14 protein-coding genes are annotated in these 13,665 nt (G+C 70.1%); all 14 read right to left on the bottom strand.

From position 1 onward, the window contains the following. Nucleotides 1-3 precede the first annotated feature (3 nt). A complete protein-coding gene (cpaB, locus tag IBX62_05740) occupies nucleotides 4-777 on the bottom strand; it encodes a Flp pilus assembly protein CpaB (protein ID MBE0476582.1) in 774 nt (257 codons plus the stop codon). A 58-nt stretch (nucleotides 778-835) separates the two neighbouring features. Then, a complete protein-coding gene (locus IBX62_05735; protein ID MBE0476581.1) occupies nucleotides 836-1,921 on the bottom strand; it encodes a Tad domain-containing protein in 1,086 nt (361 codons plus the stop codon). Between the two features lies 1 nt (nucleotide 1,922). After that, complete coding sequence (locus IBX62_05730; GenBank protein ID MBE0476580.1) at nucleotides 1,923-2,315, bottom strand: pilus assembly protein; 393 nt, start codon at nucleotides 2,313-2,315, stop codon at nucleotides 1,923-1,925. Nucleotides 2,316-2,407: 92 nt separating this feature from the next. After that, nucleotides 2,408-2,596, bottom strand: coding sequence for a Flp family type IVb pilin (locus IBX62_05725; GenBank protein ID MBE0476579.1), 189 nt, complete (start codon nucleotides 2,594-2,596; stop codon nucleotides 2,408-2,410). 324 nt (nucleotides 2,597-2,920) lie between these two features. Then, nucleotides 2,921-3,577, bottom strand: coding sequence for a response regulator transcription factor (locus IBX62_05720; GenBank protein MBE0476578.1), 657 nt, complete (start codon nucleotides 3,575-3,577; stop codon nucleotides 2,921-2,923). Next, nucleotides 3,556-4,836, bottom strand: coding sequence for a GAF domain-containing sensor histidine kinase (locus IBX62_05715; protein MBE0476577.1), 1,281 nt, complete (start codon nucleotides 4,834-4,836; stop codon nucleotides 3,556-3,558). The genes IBX62_05720 and IBX62_05715 overlap by 22 nt, the downstream gene beginning before the upstream one ends. Before the next feature lie 172 nt (nucleotides 4,837-5,008). Continuing rightward, nucleotides 5,009-5,467 carry a hypothetical protein gene (locus IBX62_05710; GenBank protein ID MBE0476576.1) on the bottom strand — a complete coding sequence of 153 codons (459 nt, stop codon included), beginning with the start codon at nucleotides 5,465-5,467 and terminating at the stop codon, nucleotides 5,009-5,011. Between the two features lie 80 nt (nucleotides 5,468-5,547). Beyond that, nucleotides 5,548-7,455 carry an ATP-dependent zinc metalloprotease FtsH gene (ftsH, locus tag IBX62_05705; GenBank protein ID MBE0476575.1) on the bottom strand — a complete coding sequence of 636 codons (1,908 nt, stop codon included), beginning with the start codon at nucleotides 7,453-7,455 and terminating at the stop codon, nucleotides 5,548-5,550. 107 nt (nucleotides 7,456-7,562) lie between these two features. Continuing rightward, nucleotides 7,563-8,102 (bottom strand): hypoxanthine phosphoribosyltransferase, encoded by a 540-nt coding sequence (hpt, locus tag IBX62_05700; protein ID MBE0476574.1) that lies wholly within the window; start codon nucleotides 8,100-8,102, stop codon nucleotides 7,563-7,565. Between the two features lie 17 nt (nucleotides 8,103-8,119). Further along, the gene (tilS, locus tag IBX62_05695; protein MBE0476573.1) at nucleotides 8,120-9,583 is read right to left on the bottom strand and encodes a tRNA lysidine(34) synthetase TilS; all 1,464 of its coding nucleotides are present in this window, start codon (nucleotides 9,581-9,583) and stop codon (nucleotides 8,120-8,122) included. A 94-nt stretch (nucleotides 9,584-9,677) separates the two neighbouring features. Next, on the bottom strand, nucleotides 9,678-10,445 hold the full coding sequence (locus IBX62_05690) for an ABC transporter permease (protein MBE0476572.1): 768 nt from the start codon (nucleotides 10,443-10,445) through the stop codon (nucleotides 9,678-9,680). Then, the gene (locus IBX62_05685; GenBank protein MBE0476571.1) at nucleotides 10,442-11,539 is read right to left on the bottom strand and encodes an ABC transporter ATP-binding protein; all 1,098 of its coding nucleotides are present in this window, start codon (nucleotides 11,537-11,539) and stop codon (nucleotides 10,442-10,444) included. Before IBX62_05685 ends, IBX62_05690 begins: the two co-directional genes overlap by 4 nt. Beyond that, nucleotides 11,536-12,669: an ABC transporter permease gene (locus IBX62_05680; GenBank protein ID MBE0476570.1), complete on the bottom strand. Its 1,134-nt coding sequence runs from the start codon at nucleotides 12,667-12,669 to the stop codon at nucleotides 11,536-11,538. Before IBX62_05680 ends, IBX62_05685 begins: the two co-directional genes overlap by 4 nt. Nucleotides 12,670-12,798: 129 nt before the next feature. After that, nucleotides 12,799-13,665: ABC transporter substrate-binding protein (locus tag IBX62_05675; GenBank protein ID MBE0476569.1), on the bottom strand; the 867-nt coding region annotated here is incomplete at its 5' end.

The following is a 13,665-nucleotide window of genomic DNA, read 5'->3' as shown; positions in this document are numbered from 1 at the left end:
CGCCTACTTGTACACGCCGGCGCGCCGGACGCCCGCGGTCACCGGAGCGCCGTCGCTGTCCGCGGGCAACAGCGCCAGCCACACCTTGCGGTCGTCGCGGGAACCGAAACCGAAGTTCACGCCGTACACGAGCTTCTCAGCATCCTCGGGCGAGAGCGCCAGGGTCACCGTGATCGGCCCCGTCTCCTGTTGTGCCACACCGCCGGAGCCGAGCCCCTGACCACCCTGCGCGGCCTGCGTCACGCCTTCGGTCTTCTCCACGCCCACGCTGCGGTCCACCGCGAGGACGCGCGTCTTGCGGACCACGATCCTCGTGACGCTATCGTCGCCCTCGTCATCGTCGGCGAGGGAGAGGATCACCGCTACGTGGTCGCCAGGCTTCAGGAGGCCGGAGACGCCGCTCACCATGTCGACGGGCAGGGAGACGGCGACGTAGTCCTTCGGCACGTTGTGCGCGAGCCCCGCCTCGCTGGGGTACTGGAAGCGGCTCGTGCTCAGCTGCTCGCCCGAAGAGACGGGCACGGCGAGCACCTGCCCCTCGACCATGCGCGCCGAGGATATCGCTCCGGCCGCGACGAACCTGCGCGGGATCCTGGCACGGGTGACGAGCTTCTGCTCGAAGAGCTGCTCCGCGCTCACGCCCCTGGGGATGTCCGCCTCGGCGACGAGGACCTCCACCGGCTGCGAGTCCGCGTCGATCGTGGCCTTCGCGCTCGTGAGATAACGTCCGGCCAGCACGGCCGCGAACCCGCCGAGTACCAGTGCGACGACGATCATGATCATTCTCGAGCGCAAGGCTACTCCCCCTGTCGGCCTGGTCGCCGCGTTGCGGCGTCTACTCCTCCAACCACCAGCGCACGCCTGCGTAGGGCTGCAGAGGCATCCTGCCTGTCATCTCGGTGGACGCCACCTGCAGCAGCCTTCCGGTCATCGTCCCGGCGTCGGCATCCGCATCGCCCCTCACGAAGACGTTCAGGAAGCCGATCACCCTCACGTACGTGGCCCCTGTCGTCTCCTCCCAGTCGAAGCACTCGGGTGCGGCCAGACCGTCGATCACGACGACAGGGCAGACGATGAACCGCCGGCACGAGACCCCGTCTGGGTCGAGCGGCGGCTTGTAGATCCCCGACGCATCGTGGACAAGGTCGGCGAACTCGTGGTCGCACCCGCTGAGGTAGTCGTTCAGGGCCTTGTAGTTGGGCACCTGGACGTTGCCCGGTTGTGTGGGGAACGTGTCGCCGATGCTGATGGGCTGGCTCGACCCGCCGTCTTTGATCAGGTTCTTCGTGTTGTTCTCGTCGGAGAAGGAAGTCAGGTCGACGATGTGGTAGTTGCCCTGGCTGGCATCACCGGCTGCGAGCTTGAGCGTGTACTCCTCTCCCAGCGGGAGGCCGTACGGTGGGGCGAGGTCCTCGGCCAGGATGCCGAAGGGCATGACGCCGCTCTCGTACGTCGTGGGCGAGCCCACGACGGCCGTCGCCCCTGCTTCGATCGGCTTGTCGCCATGTCCGAACCACCGGGCGAAGAAGACAGGAGCGGTTCCTCGGACGGTGACATGGATAGTGTCGGTGAAACCCGAGCCGGTCGTGCTCGAGAAGCTCGACGTCACCCACTCCACCGGAAAGGCGGCGTTCTCCTGAACGTAGATGTCGGCGTCGGCGGCGGCGCCGGCCGTATCGGAAGGAAGCTGCTGGACCCCCGCGAGCGCGCCCGCATCGGCCGCCGACTGCAGGTTCCGGCGCGTCGCGTACAGGGAGCCGGCGTCCACGACGGTCATCGCGACGCCGAACAGCACACCGAACGCGAACAGAACCGCGACGACGGTCGCCGTCGCGCCCTCGTCACCTCTCAAGGCCGGAATGATGTGCCGCCGGCCCGCGCCGCGAGAACCCGCTCCACCCAACGCTCTCTCGCGTCTCATCTCAATACTCCGCTCGCATGACGGCCGTGCTGCTGAGCGAGACGGCTTCGGGCCTGATGACCCAGTCGCTGCCGAGCAGCCCTACCTGGAACGGATAGCTGACCGTGACCTCCACTGACTTCTCGCCGGCCGTCGTGCCCTCCGAGGGCCCGGTGACCGAAACCATCGTGGGGTCGAGAGGGAAGGCGCGATCCTTCACCGCCGACTCGTCGAACTTCCCGACCGCGGCGAGCCTGGCGCCCTCCCGTGCCGCGTGCGTGATCGACAGCTGCGCCGCGTACAGGCGACCCAGTTCCACCATGCCGACCACGATCATCAGCAGCAGGATGCAGACGATCGCGAACTCCACGGCGGCTGCGCCCGCCTCCCGCCGCACGGCGTCTCTTGCGCCCATGACGACCATGACGAGTGCCATCCCGCCTCTTCCTCGGTAGACTCACCCGGCGGGCTTCCCCGCCGGGTGAGTCGGACGTGCGAACCTGCGGCCTACGGGTTCCACCCGTTAACGGCGCCCTGGAGCTTGATGAAGAACGCGTTGAGCGCGCCGCCGAAGAGCCCGACACCGGCGATAATCACGAACGCGATGAACGCCACCAGCAGGCCGTACTCGGTCGCCGTCGCACCCTCCTCGGACGCCCGCAGCGTCTGAGCCTTCACATACAGCTTGGTGAACATCTGCACAGCACCTCCTCCCCGTTGGGGGCCGGCCCTCCGGCCCGCCTCTGCCGACGGGCCGGAACGTCCCCCGTGTTCGCGTCCCGCCTCGGCGGAACGCTCATCCATATCCTTCCGGTTCTTTGACAGTCTTCGCCACGAGCAAACGGATGAATCGGGATGAACGCGCTGCTCCGATGGTTTTCGCCCATGGGTCGAGGAGAGGAGTCATACTGGAGGATGAGTCAGACCGGACGGCGAAGGGGTAGCGTGGTCGAGCGCGGGGACGAGGGCCACCCGCGCGAGTGTTGTCGCACCACACGCGGCGCGGCCGCGCGGGAGCAGCTACCCGCCTTGCTCCGACACGTCCACGAGCCCGCTGCGCACCGCGGCGAGCACCGCTTGGGTGCGGTCGGTGACGTCGAGCTTGCGCAGGATGTGGCTCACGTGGCTCTTGACGGTCGCCTCGGCGATCCAGAGCGTCTGCCCGATCTGGCGGTTGTTGCATCCCTTCGCCATCAGTCGCAGCACGTCGACCTCGCGTTCGGAGAGGCCCTCGATCGGCTGCGGGGCGTGGTGGGGGGGCTGGCCGTCGATCACGCGCTTGGCCACCGTCGGGTCCAGTACCGTCTGGCCCTCGACCACCGCGCGAACCGCCTGCAGGATGCCGTCGGGCCTGGTGTCCTTCATGACGTAGCCGGCGACCCCGGTGGAAAGCACCGCGAAGAGCTCCTCGTCGTCGTCGTAGCTCGTGAGCACGACGATCCGCGTCGTCGAACCGGACCCGCCCATCTCGCGGCAGACCTCCACCCCGCTCATCTTGGGCATACGCAGGTCGAGCAGGAGCACGTCGGGGTCCAGCTCGCGTGCCAGGCGCAGCGCCTCCTCGCCGTCGGCGGCCTCGCCGACGACCCGGATGTATCCCTCGGCCTCGAGCAGGTTGCGAAGCGCGAGGCGGACGAGCTCGTGGTCGTCGGCGATCAGGACACGGATATCGCCCATCGCTCCTCCCCTTCGCCCTCGATAGGCATCGTAGCGACCAGCCGGGTCCCCTCACCCGAGTCGCTGAACACCTCCAGCGTGCCGCCCTCCTGCTCGATGCGCTGCCGCATGCTCCGCAGCCCGATGGTGTTGCCGGCGTCGCTGTCCGTGAACGCAGAATCCACGTCGAAGCCCTCGCCGTCGTCCGATACCGACAGCGTGACGGAGCCGGACTCGAACCGGAGCAGGACCTCCAGGTCGGACGCGCCGGCGTGCTTGATGGCGTTGCCGATCGCCTCGCGTGCGATGCGGTAGAGAGAGACCTCGGCGCCCAGCGCCAGACGCTGCTGCTCGCCCTCGACGACGACCCGTCCTGCGAGGGGGCGGTCGCACGTCATCTCCTGGACCCAGAACTCGATGGCACCGGCGAGGCCCAGCTCGCGTAGCTTCATCGGGCGCAGGTCGTAGATGTAGCGGCGCAGGTCGGCGAGGCTGCTGGCCAGCAGCTCCGAGACCTCCGCCAGGCGTCGCCTCGTCCCTGCCGGGTCCCGCACGACCTGCTTGCGGCACACCTCAAGCCCGAGCGAGACGCTGAACAGCGACTGGGAGAGCCCGTCGTGCATCTCGCGCGCGATCCGGTCTCGCTCGCTGGCGAGCAGCGAGTAGCGGGCCTGCTCGGCCAGGCGCGCGTTCTCGAGCGCGGAGGCGGCGAACGACGCCAGCACCACGAGGAACGCGACCTGCTCCTCTTCGAAGCGGCGCTTGCGTGAGTTGATCGCGCACAGCAGTCCGATGGGGTGCTCCTGCACCTTCACGGGCACGCACAGCAGCCAGGCGTCGTTGGGACCGTCGAGGTGCAGGTAGGTGCGGCCGGTCCGGTAGACCTGCTCGGCGATGCCTTCGAGCTGCTCGCTCCACCACGATTCGGGATGCTTGCTGCGCGCGCCGCGGACGACGAGGTGCTCGGCGTCCAGACGCTCGTCGTCCTCGTGGAACAGGCAGACGATCGCCTTGTCGGTGTTGGTCACGCGCTTCGCGTGCGTCACGACGGAGTCGAGGACCTCGTAGACGGAAAGCGTCGAGGAGACCGCCGAGGCGACCTCCTGCAGCGACGAGATGAGGTCGAGCCGGGCGCGCCGGGCGCTGAGCCTGGACAGCAGATGTCGCAGCCGGCGGCGGAGGCGGAAGCGGCCCCGAGCCAGGGGGGCGGATGCGAGCAGCGCCGCGCGGGGCACGGGCTCGAAAGGCTCGCGGGCTATGAGGTCGTCACGCGTGTCCACGGAGGGTCCCCCCCTTGCCATGGGCGCCCCACCTTGGCAGGGAAGACGAATGCTGCACATATCTTACATCGGCACGTCGGCGCCTGTGATGAATAGCACCGTTCGTCGCCGATGAACGGTCGTGCGCGTAGAGGACCGGCGGCGCGAGAGACCGGGCCGGGGCGCCGAGCCCTCAGCTCGCTGCGTACGGCGGCTCGAGGGGCAGCTGCGGCAACTCGCGGGGGTCGTGCTCGCCTGCCGGCCTCAGCCCGTCCGCGTAGGCGCGCAGCACCTCCTTGGTGCGGCGCTCCAGCCGCTCGCGCACGCGCGGGCTGCGGCGCGCCCATACGTCGATCCCCGGCCAGTGCAGGAAGCGGCTCAGCCGGCCGTGAGACACCGCGTCCTGCACGCAGTGCAGCGCCACCCCCAGGTAGCGAAGGTCCTTGTCGTCGATCGCCCGCGCGAGGAACGCCTCGGCGAGCTCCTCCGCCCCCCGGTTGGCGAAGTGGTAGCCGAGGAAGACCCGCTTGCCGCCGGGGAACAGCCGGTCGGTCGCGGCGTCCCACAGCGCCACCTGCTCGGCATCGGCGGGAGCGTACCCGCACTGCTCCGCCCAGCGACGGGTCAGCGTGTGGTGGACGTGGGCGTTCACCGGACGGACGGCCCCCGCCCAGGGCGAATGCGGCGGACCCGACCGGACCCGCCGCCTCGATACGTCACGTTCACCCCCGCCTACGCCTGCGGGACCGGCTGGACGCCCTCGGCGCCCTCTTCCTTCTCCTTGGGCTTGCGCACCCGCTTGGGCTTCTCGGCCTCCGCGGCGGCCTCGGCCTCCTCGCGCTCCCTCTCGCGCGCGAGCTGCTCGTCCCACTTGTTGGCGAGCAGGGCCTCCAGCTCCTCCTTGTCGACCGTCTCGCGCTCCATGAGGACGGCGGCCATCAGGTCGAGCTGGGCGCGGCGCTCCGAGAGGATGCCGTGCGCCTTCTCGAACGCCTCGTCGATGAGCCTGCGGATCTCCTTGTCGATCTCGTAGGCGATCTCGGGACTGTAGTCCGCGTTGGCCGAGAAGTCCCGACCCAGGAAGACCTCGTGGTTGGACTCGCCGAAGGTCTGCGGCCCGAGCTTCTCGCTCATGCCGTAGCGCATGACCATCTGCTTGGCCATCTTCGTGGCGCGCTCGATGTCGTTCGACGCGCCGGTGGTGACGTCGCCCAGCGCCAGCTCCTCGGCCACGCGCCCGCCGAGGAACATCGCCAGGTTGTCGAGCATCTCGCCTCTGGCCACGAGGAACTTGTCCTCGGTCGGGAGGGCCAGCGTGTAGCCGAGCGCCTGGCCGCGCGAGATGATGCTGATCTTGTGGATCGGGTCCGTGTTGGGCAACACGTGGCCGACGAGTGCGTGACCGGACTCGTGGTAGGCGATGACGCGCTTCTCCTTCTCGGAGATCAGCCTGGTCTTGCGCTCGGGGCCGGCGATGACGCGCTCGATCGCCTCCTCGAGCTCGTACATGTCCAGCAGCTTCTTGCCGTGGCGCGCCGAGAGCAGCGCCGCCTCGTTCACGAGGTTCGCGAGGTCGGCGCCGGTGAAGCCCGGCGTGCGGCGCGCGAGCACCTCGATGTCGACGTCGTCGGCCATCGGCTTGCCGCGCGCGTGGATCTTGAGGATGCCCACGCGGCCCTTCAGGTCGGGTCGGTCCACCACGATCTGGCGGTCGAAGCGCCCCGGGCGCAGCAGCGCGGGGTCGAGGATGTCGGGGCGGTTCGTGGCGGCCATGAGGATGACGTTGTCCTTGATGTCGAAGCCGTCCATCTCCACGAGCAGCTGGTTCAGCGTCTGCTCGCGCTCGTCGTGGCCGCCGCCGAGACCGGCGCCGCGCTGGCGGCCGACCGCGTCGAGCTCGTCTATGAACACGATGCAGGGGGCCGCAGCCTTGGCCTGCTCGAAGAGGTCGCGCACGCGCGAGGCGCCCACGCCCACGAACATCTCGACGAAGTCCGAGCCCGAGATCGAGAAGAACGGCACGGCCGCCTCGCCCGCGACCGCGCGAGCGAGCAGCGTCTTGCCGGTCCCCGGAGGCCCGACGAGCAGCACGCCCTTGGGGATCTTGGCGCCGAGTGCCTGGAACTTGCCGGGGTTGGCCAGGAACTCCTTGATCTCCTGGAGCTCCTCGACGGCCTCATCGGCGCCGGCGACGTCCTTGAAGGTGATCCTCGGCTGGTCGCGCGTCATGCGCTTCGTCTTGGCCTTGCCGAAGGACATGATCTTGGAGTTGCCGCCCTGGAACTGCTGCATGAAGAAGATCATCACCAGCACGAGCAAGCCGATGGGCAGCAGCGAGGTCAGCAGTCCCGTCCACCACGCGGTGTTCTGCGGGTCGACGTCGAAGGTCAGCGTCCGGCCCTCGTCGGCGTAGTCGCGCTGGGCGGCCTGCATCTGCTCGGTGAACGCGTCCTCGCCGAGGAACTGCGACGTGTACTGGACCGGGTCCTCCTTGTCCTTCATGGCCTCGGCGGACTCGTAGAACGTGCCCTCGATGACGCGGTCGCGCGCCTTGGCCTCGGCGGTCACGATGCGCTGCTCGCCGAGCGCCTGCTGGAACTCGCTGGTCTTGAGCTTGGTGACCTTGTCGCCACCCGGCATGTTGCTGGAGATGAACAGCGCGGCCAGCCCTATGAGGAGCAGGTAGAGCAGCGCCGTCCTGATGTTCTTGTTCAAGACTCTCTCCCTCGAGCCGTGAGGCGGACCCTTCAGGCGCCGTAGACCTCTGGCCGCAGAACACCCACGTAAGGCAGGTTCCGGTACTTCTCGGCGTAGTCCAGCCCGTAGCCGACCACGAACTCGTCGGGTATCTCGAACCCGACGAAGGCACACTCTATGGGTACCCGCTGCTTGCCTGTCTTGCTCAACAGCGTCACCACCTCGAGCGAGCGGGGCTTGCGTGACGCCAGATTGCGCAGCAGGTACTTGAGCGTCAGTCCGGTGTCGAGGATGTCCTCGACCACGAGCACGTTGCGGTCCTCGATCACCTCGTCGAGGTCCTTGATGATCCGGACCACGCCGGAGGTCTTCGTCGAGGAGCCGTAGCTGGAGACCGCCATGAAGTCGATCTCCACGGGTGAGGCGATCGTGCGGGCGAGGTCCGCGACGAACAGCGCCGCGCCGCGCAGGACGGCCACGAGGAGCACGCTCTCGTCACCGTAGCGCTCGCTGATCTCCTCGCCCAGCTCTCTCACCCGGGTCTGGATCTCGTCCTCTGTCAGCACCACTCCTGCGAGGTCGGGGTGCATCCGCCAGTCCTTCCGCGCTACGCCCGGTCCCGTCCGCTCCACGTGAGCCGGAGCGCCCGGCGGGTCTCCGGACCCACCTTGTGCTCCTCGCTCAGCCTCACTCCCGCGACCCATACGATCGCCTCTCCGTCGCGCACCACCGGCGTGACCGGCCGCCGCCTCCGCGGCACCTTCGCGTCGGTCAGGATGTCGGAGAGCTTCTTGGTCCCCCTCATCCCGAGGGGCCGCATGCGGTCGCCCTCCCTCGGCGAGTCCACGATCAGCGGCCCGCTGACGCGATCCGCATCCACCGTCGCCGTCTCGGGCCCGCCCGTCGGCGCGTCCGGCGCGACCTCCTCGGCGGAGATGGAGCCGGCCTCGCCGAGCTCGGCGATACCCGGGATGTCGAGCAAAGCGGGTGCCAGGGCAGGGAGGCTCTCCCCCGCCCGGCAGACCACCATCGTATCGTACTCGGTGAAGGCCCGCAGGCCCTCCGGGAGGTCCCTCGCGAAGCCCTCCGAGGACACCCCGTCCACCAGTGCCTCGAGGTGCGCGGCCTCCAGCCGCGACGCCTCGGGGAAGGCCTCGACCAGGGCGGCCCGCAGCGCGCGCCGGATGATCGGACGCGTGAGCGTCGTCATGAGCGCGCGATCGACGCGCAGCTCGGGCGCGCCGCCGCGGGTCTCGACCGTTTCCGTGAAGTCGCGCGCGAACGCCTCGGCCATCTCCGCGAGCAAGGCGTCCTCCTCGCCGACGATGTCGGCGGTGCGCTCGACGGCCTCGGCGAAGCGAGGGTTCATCGCCGCGAGCAGCGGTACGACCTCCCAGCGTACACGTGCGCGCGTGCGAGAGATGTCGCGGTTGGTGGGGTCCTCGCGCCAGGGCTGCCCGAGCGAGTCGAGGTAGGCCGTCACCTGGCTCCGCCGCGCCCGGAGCAGCGGGCGTACGACGCGGCCGCGCACGGGGCGGATGCCGGCCAGCGCGCCGGGTCCGGCACCCGCTATCAGACGCATGAGCACGGTCTCGACGCGATCGTCGAGCGTGTGTGCCACCGCTACGCGGCCGCGTTCGACCGCGACGTCCGCGCGCCGGCAGGCCGCGTCGAGCTCCTCCTCGGCGAAGCGGTAGCGCACCCTGCGGCCGGCGTCCTCGACGTTGAGCCCCTCCGCGGCCGCGTACGCGCCGACGTCGTAGCGCGCGACCGTCACCGGCACGCCGAGGGACGCGCACAGCTCGGAGACGAACGCGGCGTCCTCGGCCGAGTCGGGGCGCAGCATGTGGTCGACGTGCAGGACCGACAGCGGGGAGCCGGGCGCGAGCGTGCCGGAGGCCAGAAGCCTCAGCAGCGCGACGCTGTCCGCCCCGCCGGAGACCATGGCGACGACCGGCGCGCCCGGAGGGAGCATCCCGCCGGATCCGACCGCCTCGCGGGCGAGCCGCTCGAGCGCGAAGCCGTCGCCGCTCGCGCCCGGTCGCGCACCGCCGTTCGTACGCTCCGCCACCGGCCTCCCTCCCGTCATGGCCTGAGGGTAGCGGGGGGACGCCGCGCAGGCCAGCTGCGGCGGCCGGCGCTGCCCGCGTCGCCGGTGTCTCGCCTCACGCGCCGCCCGCTTCGGTGCCGCTACGAAGCGCCAGAGCGTCCTCCACGGTCTCGAGAGCGGCGTCGATGAGAAGCGCGAGCAGCGCCGCCGCGAGCGCTCCCTCGGTGATGTAGGCGAGGTTGCGCTGGACGAGGCCGGCGATGATCGGCACGCCGAGGCCGCCTGCACCGACCGTGGCGCCGAGGGTCGCGGTACCCACGGCGACGATGGTCGACGTCCGCACGCCGGCGAGGATCACCCGCACGGCCAGCGGCAGCTCCACGCGAGCGAGCACCTGCCAGGGGCCCATGCCGATACCCCTCGCCGCGTCGACGGTGTCCCCCGGCACGCTCTCGATGCCCGCGATCGTGTTGCTCACCACGGGGAACAGCCCGTAGACGAACAAGGCCGTAACGGTGGGGAGGAACCCGAAGGCGTCCAACGCCGGCACCGCGAGCACGAGAACGGCCACGGGCGGGAACGTCTGGCCGAGGTCGACCGCGGCTTCCACCACGCGCTTGAAGTCCCTCCCCGACGGCCGCGTCACCCACAGGCCGAGCGGCACACCGGCGAGCACCACGAGTACCGACGCCGTGGCCACCAGCGCTACGTGCTGCGCCGTGAGGGTCGCCAAGCCGGTCCTCTCATAGAGCAGTCGGGGGGCGTCGGGGTAAAGCGCCCCGAGGAACGCCTCCCATGCGCGCGGCGCCGAGACGAGGGCGGCGAAGCTCGCCGCGGCGGCCGCGATCAGGGCGAGCCGACGGCGGAGACTTCGCGCGGTCACGACGGGTCCTCGGACAGCGCCGATTCGATCGACTCGAAGCCGACCTCCCCGACGAGCCGGTCCGCCTCGTCGACTACCGGCATCGACCGGAAGCCGAGGCCGAGCATCCGGGAGAGCGCGTCCTTGAGGGACACGTCGGGGGTCACCGCGACGGTCCCGGCGTCGACTTGAGTGACGACGGCCTCGATGTCCCCGTCCCGCAGCATCCGCTTGTCGAGCCAGCCGGTCAGGCCGCCCCCGGCGTCGACCGTGTACACGAAACGCGACGCCCCGCCCGCCCTTCTGGCAGCGTCCACGGGCGTTCCCTCCCGTACGCTCGGCGGGTCTCGTCGCATGACGTCGCCCACACGTATGCGGACGAGCCGCTTCAAGGCGCGGTCGGCGCCGATGAAGTCGTGGACGAACTTGTCCGCCGGCCGTTCGAGGATCGCCTCCGGCGTGTCCTGCTGCAGGAGACGGCCACCCCTCATGATCGTGATGTAGTCAGCCAGGCGGATCGCCTCGTCGATGTCGTGCGTGACGAACAGGACCGTCTTGCGCAATTCGCGCTGGATGCGCGCGAACTCCTCTTGGAGGCGCTCGCGCGTCAGCGGGTCGACCGCCCCGAACGGCTCGTCCATGAGCAGCACCGGAGGATCGGCCGCTAGCGCCCTGGCCACTCCCACGCGCTGCGCCTCCCCGCCCGAGAGCTGGCGAGGGTGCCTGTCGCCGTAAGTGGCCGGATCGAGGCCCACAAGGCGCATCAGCTCGTCGCCGCGACGCTGGATGCGACGCCTGTCCCAGTGCAGCAAACGCGGCACCGTGCCTATGTTCTCGCGTACGGTCAGATGCGGGAACAGCCCGACCGACTGGATCGCGTAGCCCAGCCCGCGGCGGAGATCCTCGGGATCGCAACGCGATACGTCCTGCCCGCCGATCAGGACGCGCCCCGACGTGGGTTCGACGAGCCGATTCACGGTGCGCAGAAGGGTGGTCTTGCCCGACCCTGACGGGCCGATGAGCATGCAGACCGCACCCTCGGGTACCTTCGCGCTGACGTCGTCGACCACGGTTCGCGCGCCGTACGCCTTCGTCACGTGGTCGAACTCGATCACGCGCGCACCCCCCTCGGCGTGACCGCCCTCGCTAGCCAGCGCAACGAGTAGTCGGCCAGCACCGCGAGCGCGATCACCGGCAGCGCGCCGAGGAGCGTGAGGTCGTAGGCGCCTTGCCCCAGGCCGTTGAACACCAGCGTCCCGAGGGTGCGGGCCCCGACGAGCGCCGTCACGGTGGTGATCCCGATGACGAGCACGGCCGCGATCCTGACGCCTTCCAACACGAGCGGGAGCGCGAGCGGGAACCGCACGCGCAGCAGGAGCTGGACCGGCGTCATGCCCATCCCCTTCCCGGCGTTCACCGCACCGGGGTCGACCCCCCGGAGCCCAAGGTAGGTGTCGCGCACGATCGGCAGCAGCCCGTAGAGCGTGAGCGCGAGGAACGCGGGCGCGAAGCCTATCCCTCGGATGCCGAGCTGCCTCAGGACGGGGTAGGTCGTCGAGAGCAGCGCCAGCGGTGCGATCAGCAGGCCGAGAAGCGCAAGGCTCGGCACCGTCTGGATGAGACCCGTGACGGAGAGGACGCCCCTCCTGACCGCCGGGGCGCTCGCCGCCCTCGTGCCCAACGGCACGCCGATGACCGCGGCGGAGAGCAGGCTGCCACCCGACAGCGCGACGTGCCCGCCCATCCCCTCCCAGAAGATCCGCGACTGCACCTCGTACTCCACCGCGAGCGAGATGCGGTCGAGACCGCCGAGGACGACGGCTCCCGCGATGCCCACGGCCAGCGCCGCCCCCAGAGCCGGCCTCGCGGCCCCGTCGCCGTAGGCGTCGTCGCCGGCGAAGAGCAGCATGGCGGCGCCGGCGACCGCCAGCCACGTGCCGGCTCCTACGGAAGCCCGCGCGAAGGGCGAAGCCGCCTCCAGCAGGGCACGAGAGGCCGACCCCAGCGCCCAGGCGAGCGACACGACGAGCGCGGTCCCGTCGAGCAGCGCGAGCAGGCCGCGGAGCCGGCGGCGGGCGACGAAGGCGGCGACCAGGGCGAGCGCCGCGAAGCCCGCCACAGCGAGCGCCCAGCCACCCGCTGCCCCGAGTCCGTGTGGCACCCCTTCGGCAAGGCGGTTCTCGCGCAGCGAGACCAGCGGGAGGGCGAGCAGGGCGAGTGCCGCGAGGAGGCCGCCGGCGAGCATGACCCTATCGGGGCGCGAGGCCAAGACCCTCCTCTTCGTGTCGATGCGACGGCCGGGCTGGGCTTCCGCCCCGCCGGTCCGCATTCAACGGCGCCCGTGGCGCCTAGGGTACCTTCTGCGCCCGCAACCCTACAGGAGCCCCTCGTCCCGCAGGTACTCCTCGGCCACCTCGGCCGCGGGACGCCCCTCGACCGCGATCTGCCCGTTGAGCCGCTGGAGCGTCTCGAGCGTGAGGCCCTCGAACACGGGGTCCAGGATATCGGGGATCCGCGGGTACGTCTCGAGCACCTCCGCCCGCACGATCGGGGCGGGCTGGAAGACCGCCTGCGCTCCCCGCGGATCCTCCAGCACGACAAGGCCGAGCGCGTCGAGGTTCCCGTCGGTGCCGAACGCCATGGCCGCGTTCGCCCCTTCCGTTCCCTGGGCAGCCGCGCGTTCCGTCTGGGCGGTGTCGCCTGTCGAGAGCAGGATGAGCTGGCCGTCGGAGAGCTCGAAGCCGTACGTCTCCTCAAAGGCCTGCAGCCCGTCCTCGCGGTCCGCGAACTCCTGGCTCGCGACCAGCTTCACCTCGCCGCCCTCGTTGATGTACTCCGACCAGTCCTCGAGCGTCTCGATCCCCTCGCCCTCCGACAGCTCGCGAGGGATGGCGATCGCGAATGTGTTGTTCGCGGGCGCGCGCTGGAGCCAGACGATGTCGTTCTGCTCTTCGTCCAGGCCCTTGACCGTCTCGTAGGACTCGGTGGCCTCTTTGGAGATGGCAGGATCGACTTCGTCGCCGAAGAACTGGCTCACGGCCGTCCCCGTGTACTCGGTGTACATGTCGATCTCGGCTGAGAGCAGGGCGGAGCGCACGACCTCGGTCGGGCCCGTCCTGAGCCGGTTCTCGGTCGGTATGTCCTCGTTCTCGAGCAGCAGGATGATCATCTGCCCGAGGAGCTCGCCCTCGGTGTCGATCTTGGAGCCGACGACGACCGCCTCGCCGCCGTCGCCGTCCCG

Source organism: Coriobacteriia bacterium, assembly GCA_014859305.1.
GTDB lineage: Bacteria > Actinomycetota > Coriobacteriia > Anaerosomatales > Kmv31 > Kmv31.
This window is presented reverse-complemented; position numbering and strand designations above follow the sequence as displayed.

Excerpts from the sequence above, each read along its gene's own strand:
- IBX62_05720 (MBE0476578.1), bottom strand. The coding sequence starts at position 3,577 with ATGGGCGATATCCGTGTCCTGATCGCCGACGACCACGAGCTCGTCCGC.
- IBX62_05735 (MBE0476581.1), bottom strand. The coding sequence starts at position 1,921 with ATGAGACGCGAGAGAGCGTTGGGTGGAGCGGGTTCTCGCGGCGCGGGC.
- IBX62_05730 (MBE0476580.1), bottom strand. The coding sequence starts at position 2,315 with ATGGGCGCAAGAGACGCCGTGCGGCGGGAGGCGGGCGCAGCCGCCGTG.
- hpt (MBE0476574.1), bottom strand. The coding sequence starts at position 8,102 with ATGCACCCCGACCTCGCAGGAGTGGTGCTGACAGAGGACGAGATCCAG.
- cpaB (MBE0476582.1), bottom strand. The coding sequence starts at position 777 with ATGATCGTCGTCGCACTGGTACTCGGCGGGTTCGCGGCCGTGCTGGCC.
- IBX62_05725 (MBE0476579.1), bottom strand. The coding sequence starts at position 2,596 with ATGTTCACCAAGCTGTATGTGAAGGCTCAGACGCTGCGGGCGTCCGAG.
- IBX62_05680 (MBE0476570.1), bottom strand. The coding sequence starts at position 12,669 with ATGCTCGCCGGCGGCCTCCTCGCGGCACTCGCCCTGCTCGCCCTCCCG.
- ftsH (MBE0476575.1), bottom strand. The coding sequence starts at position 7,455 with ATGCCGGGTGGCGACAAGGTCACCAAGCTCAAGACCAGCGAGTTCCAG.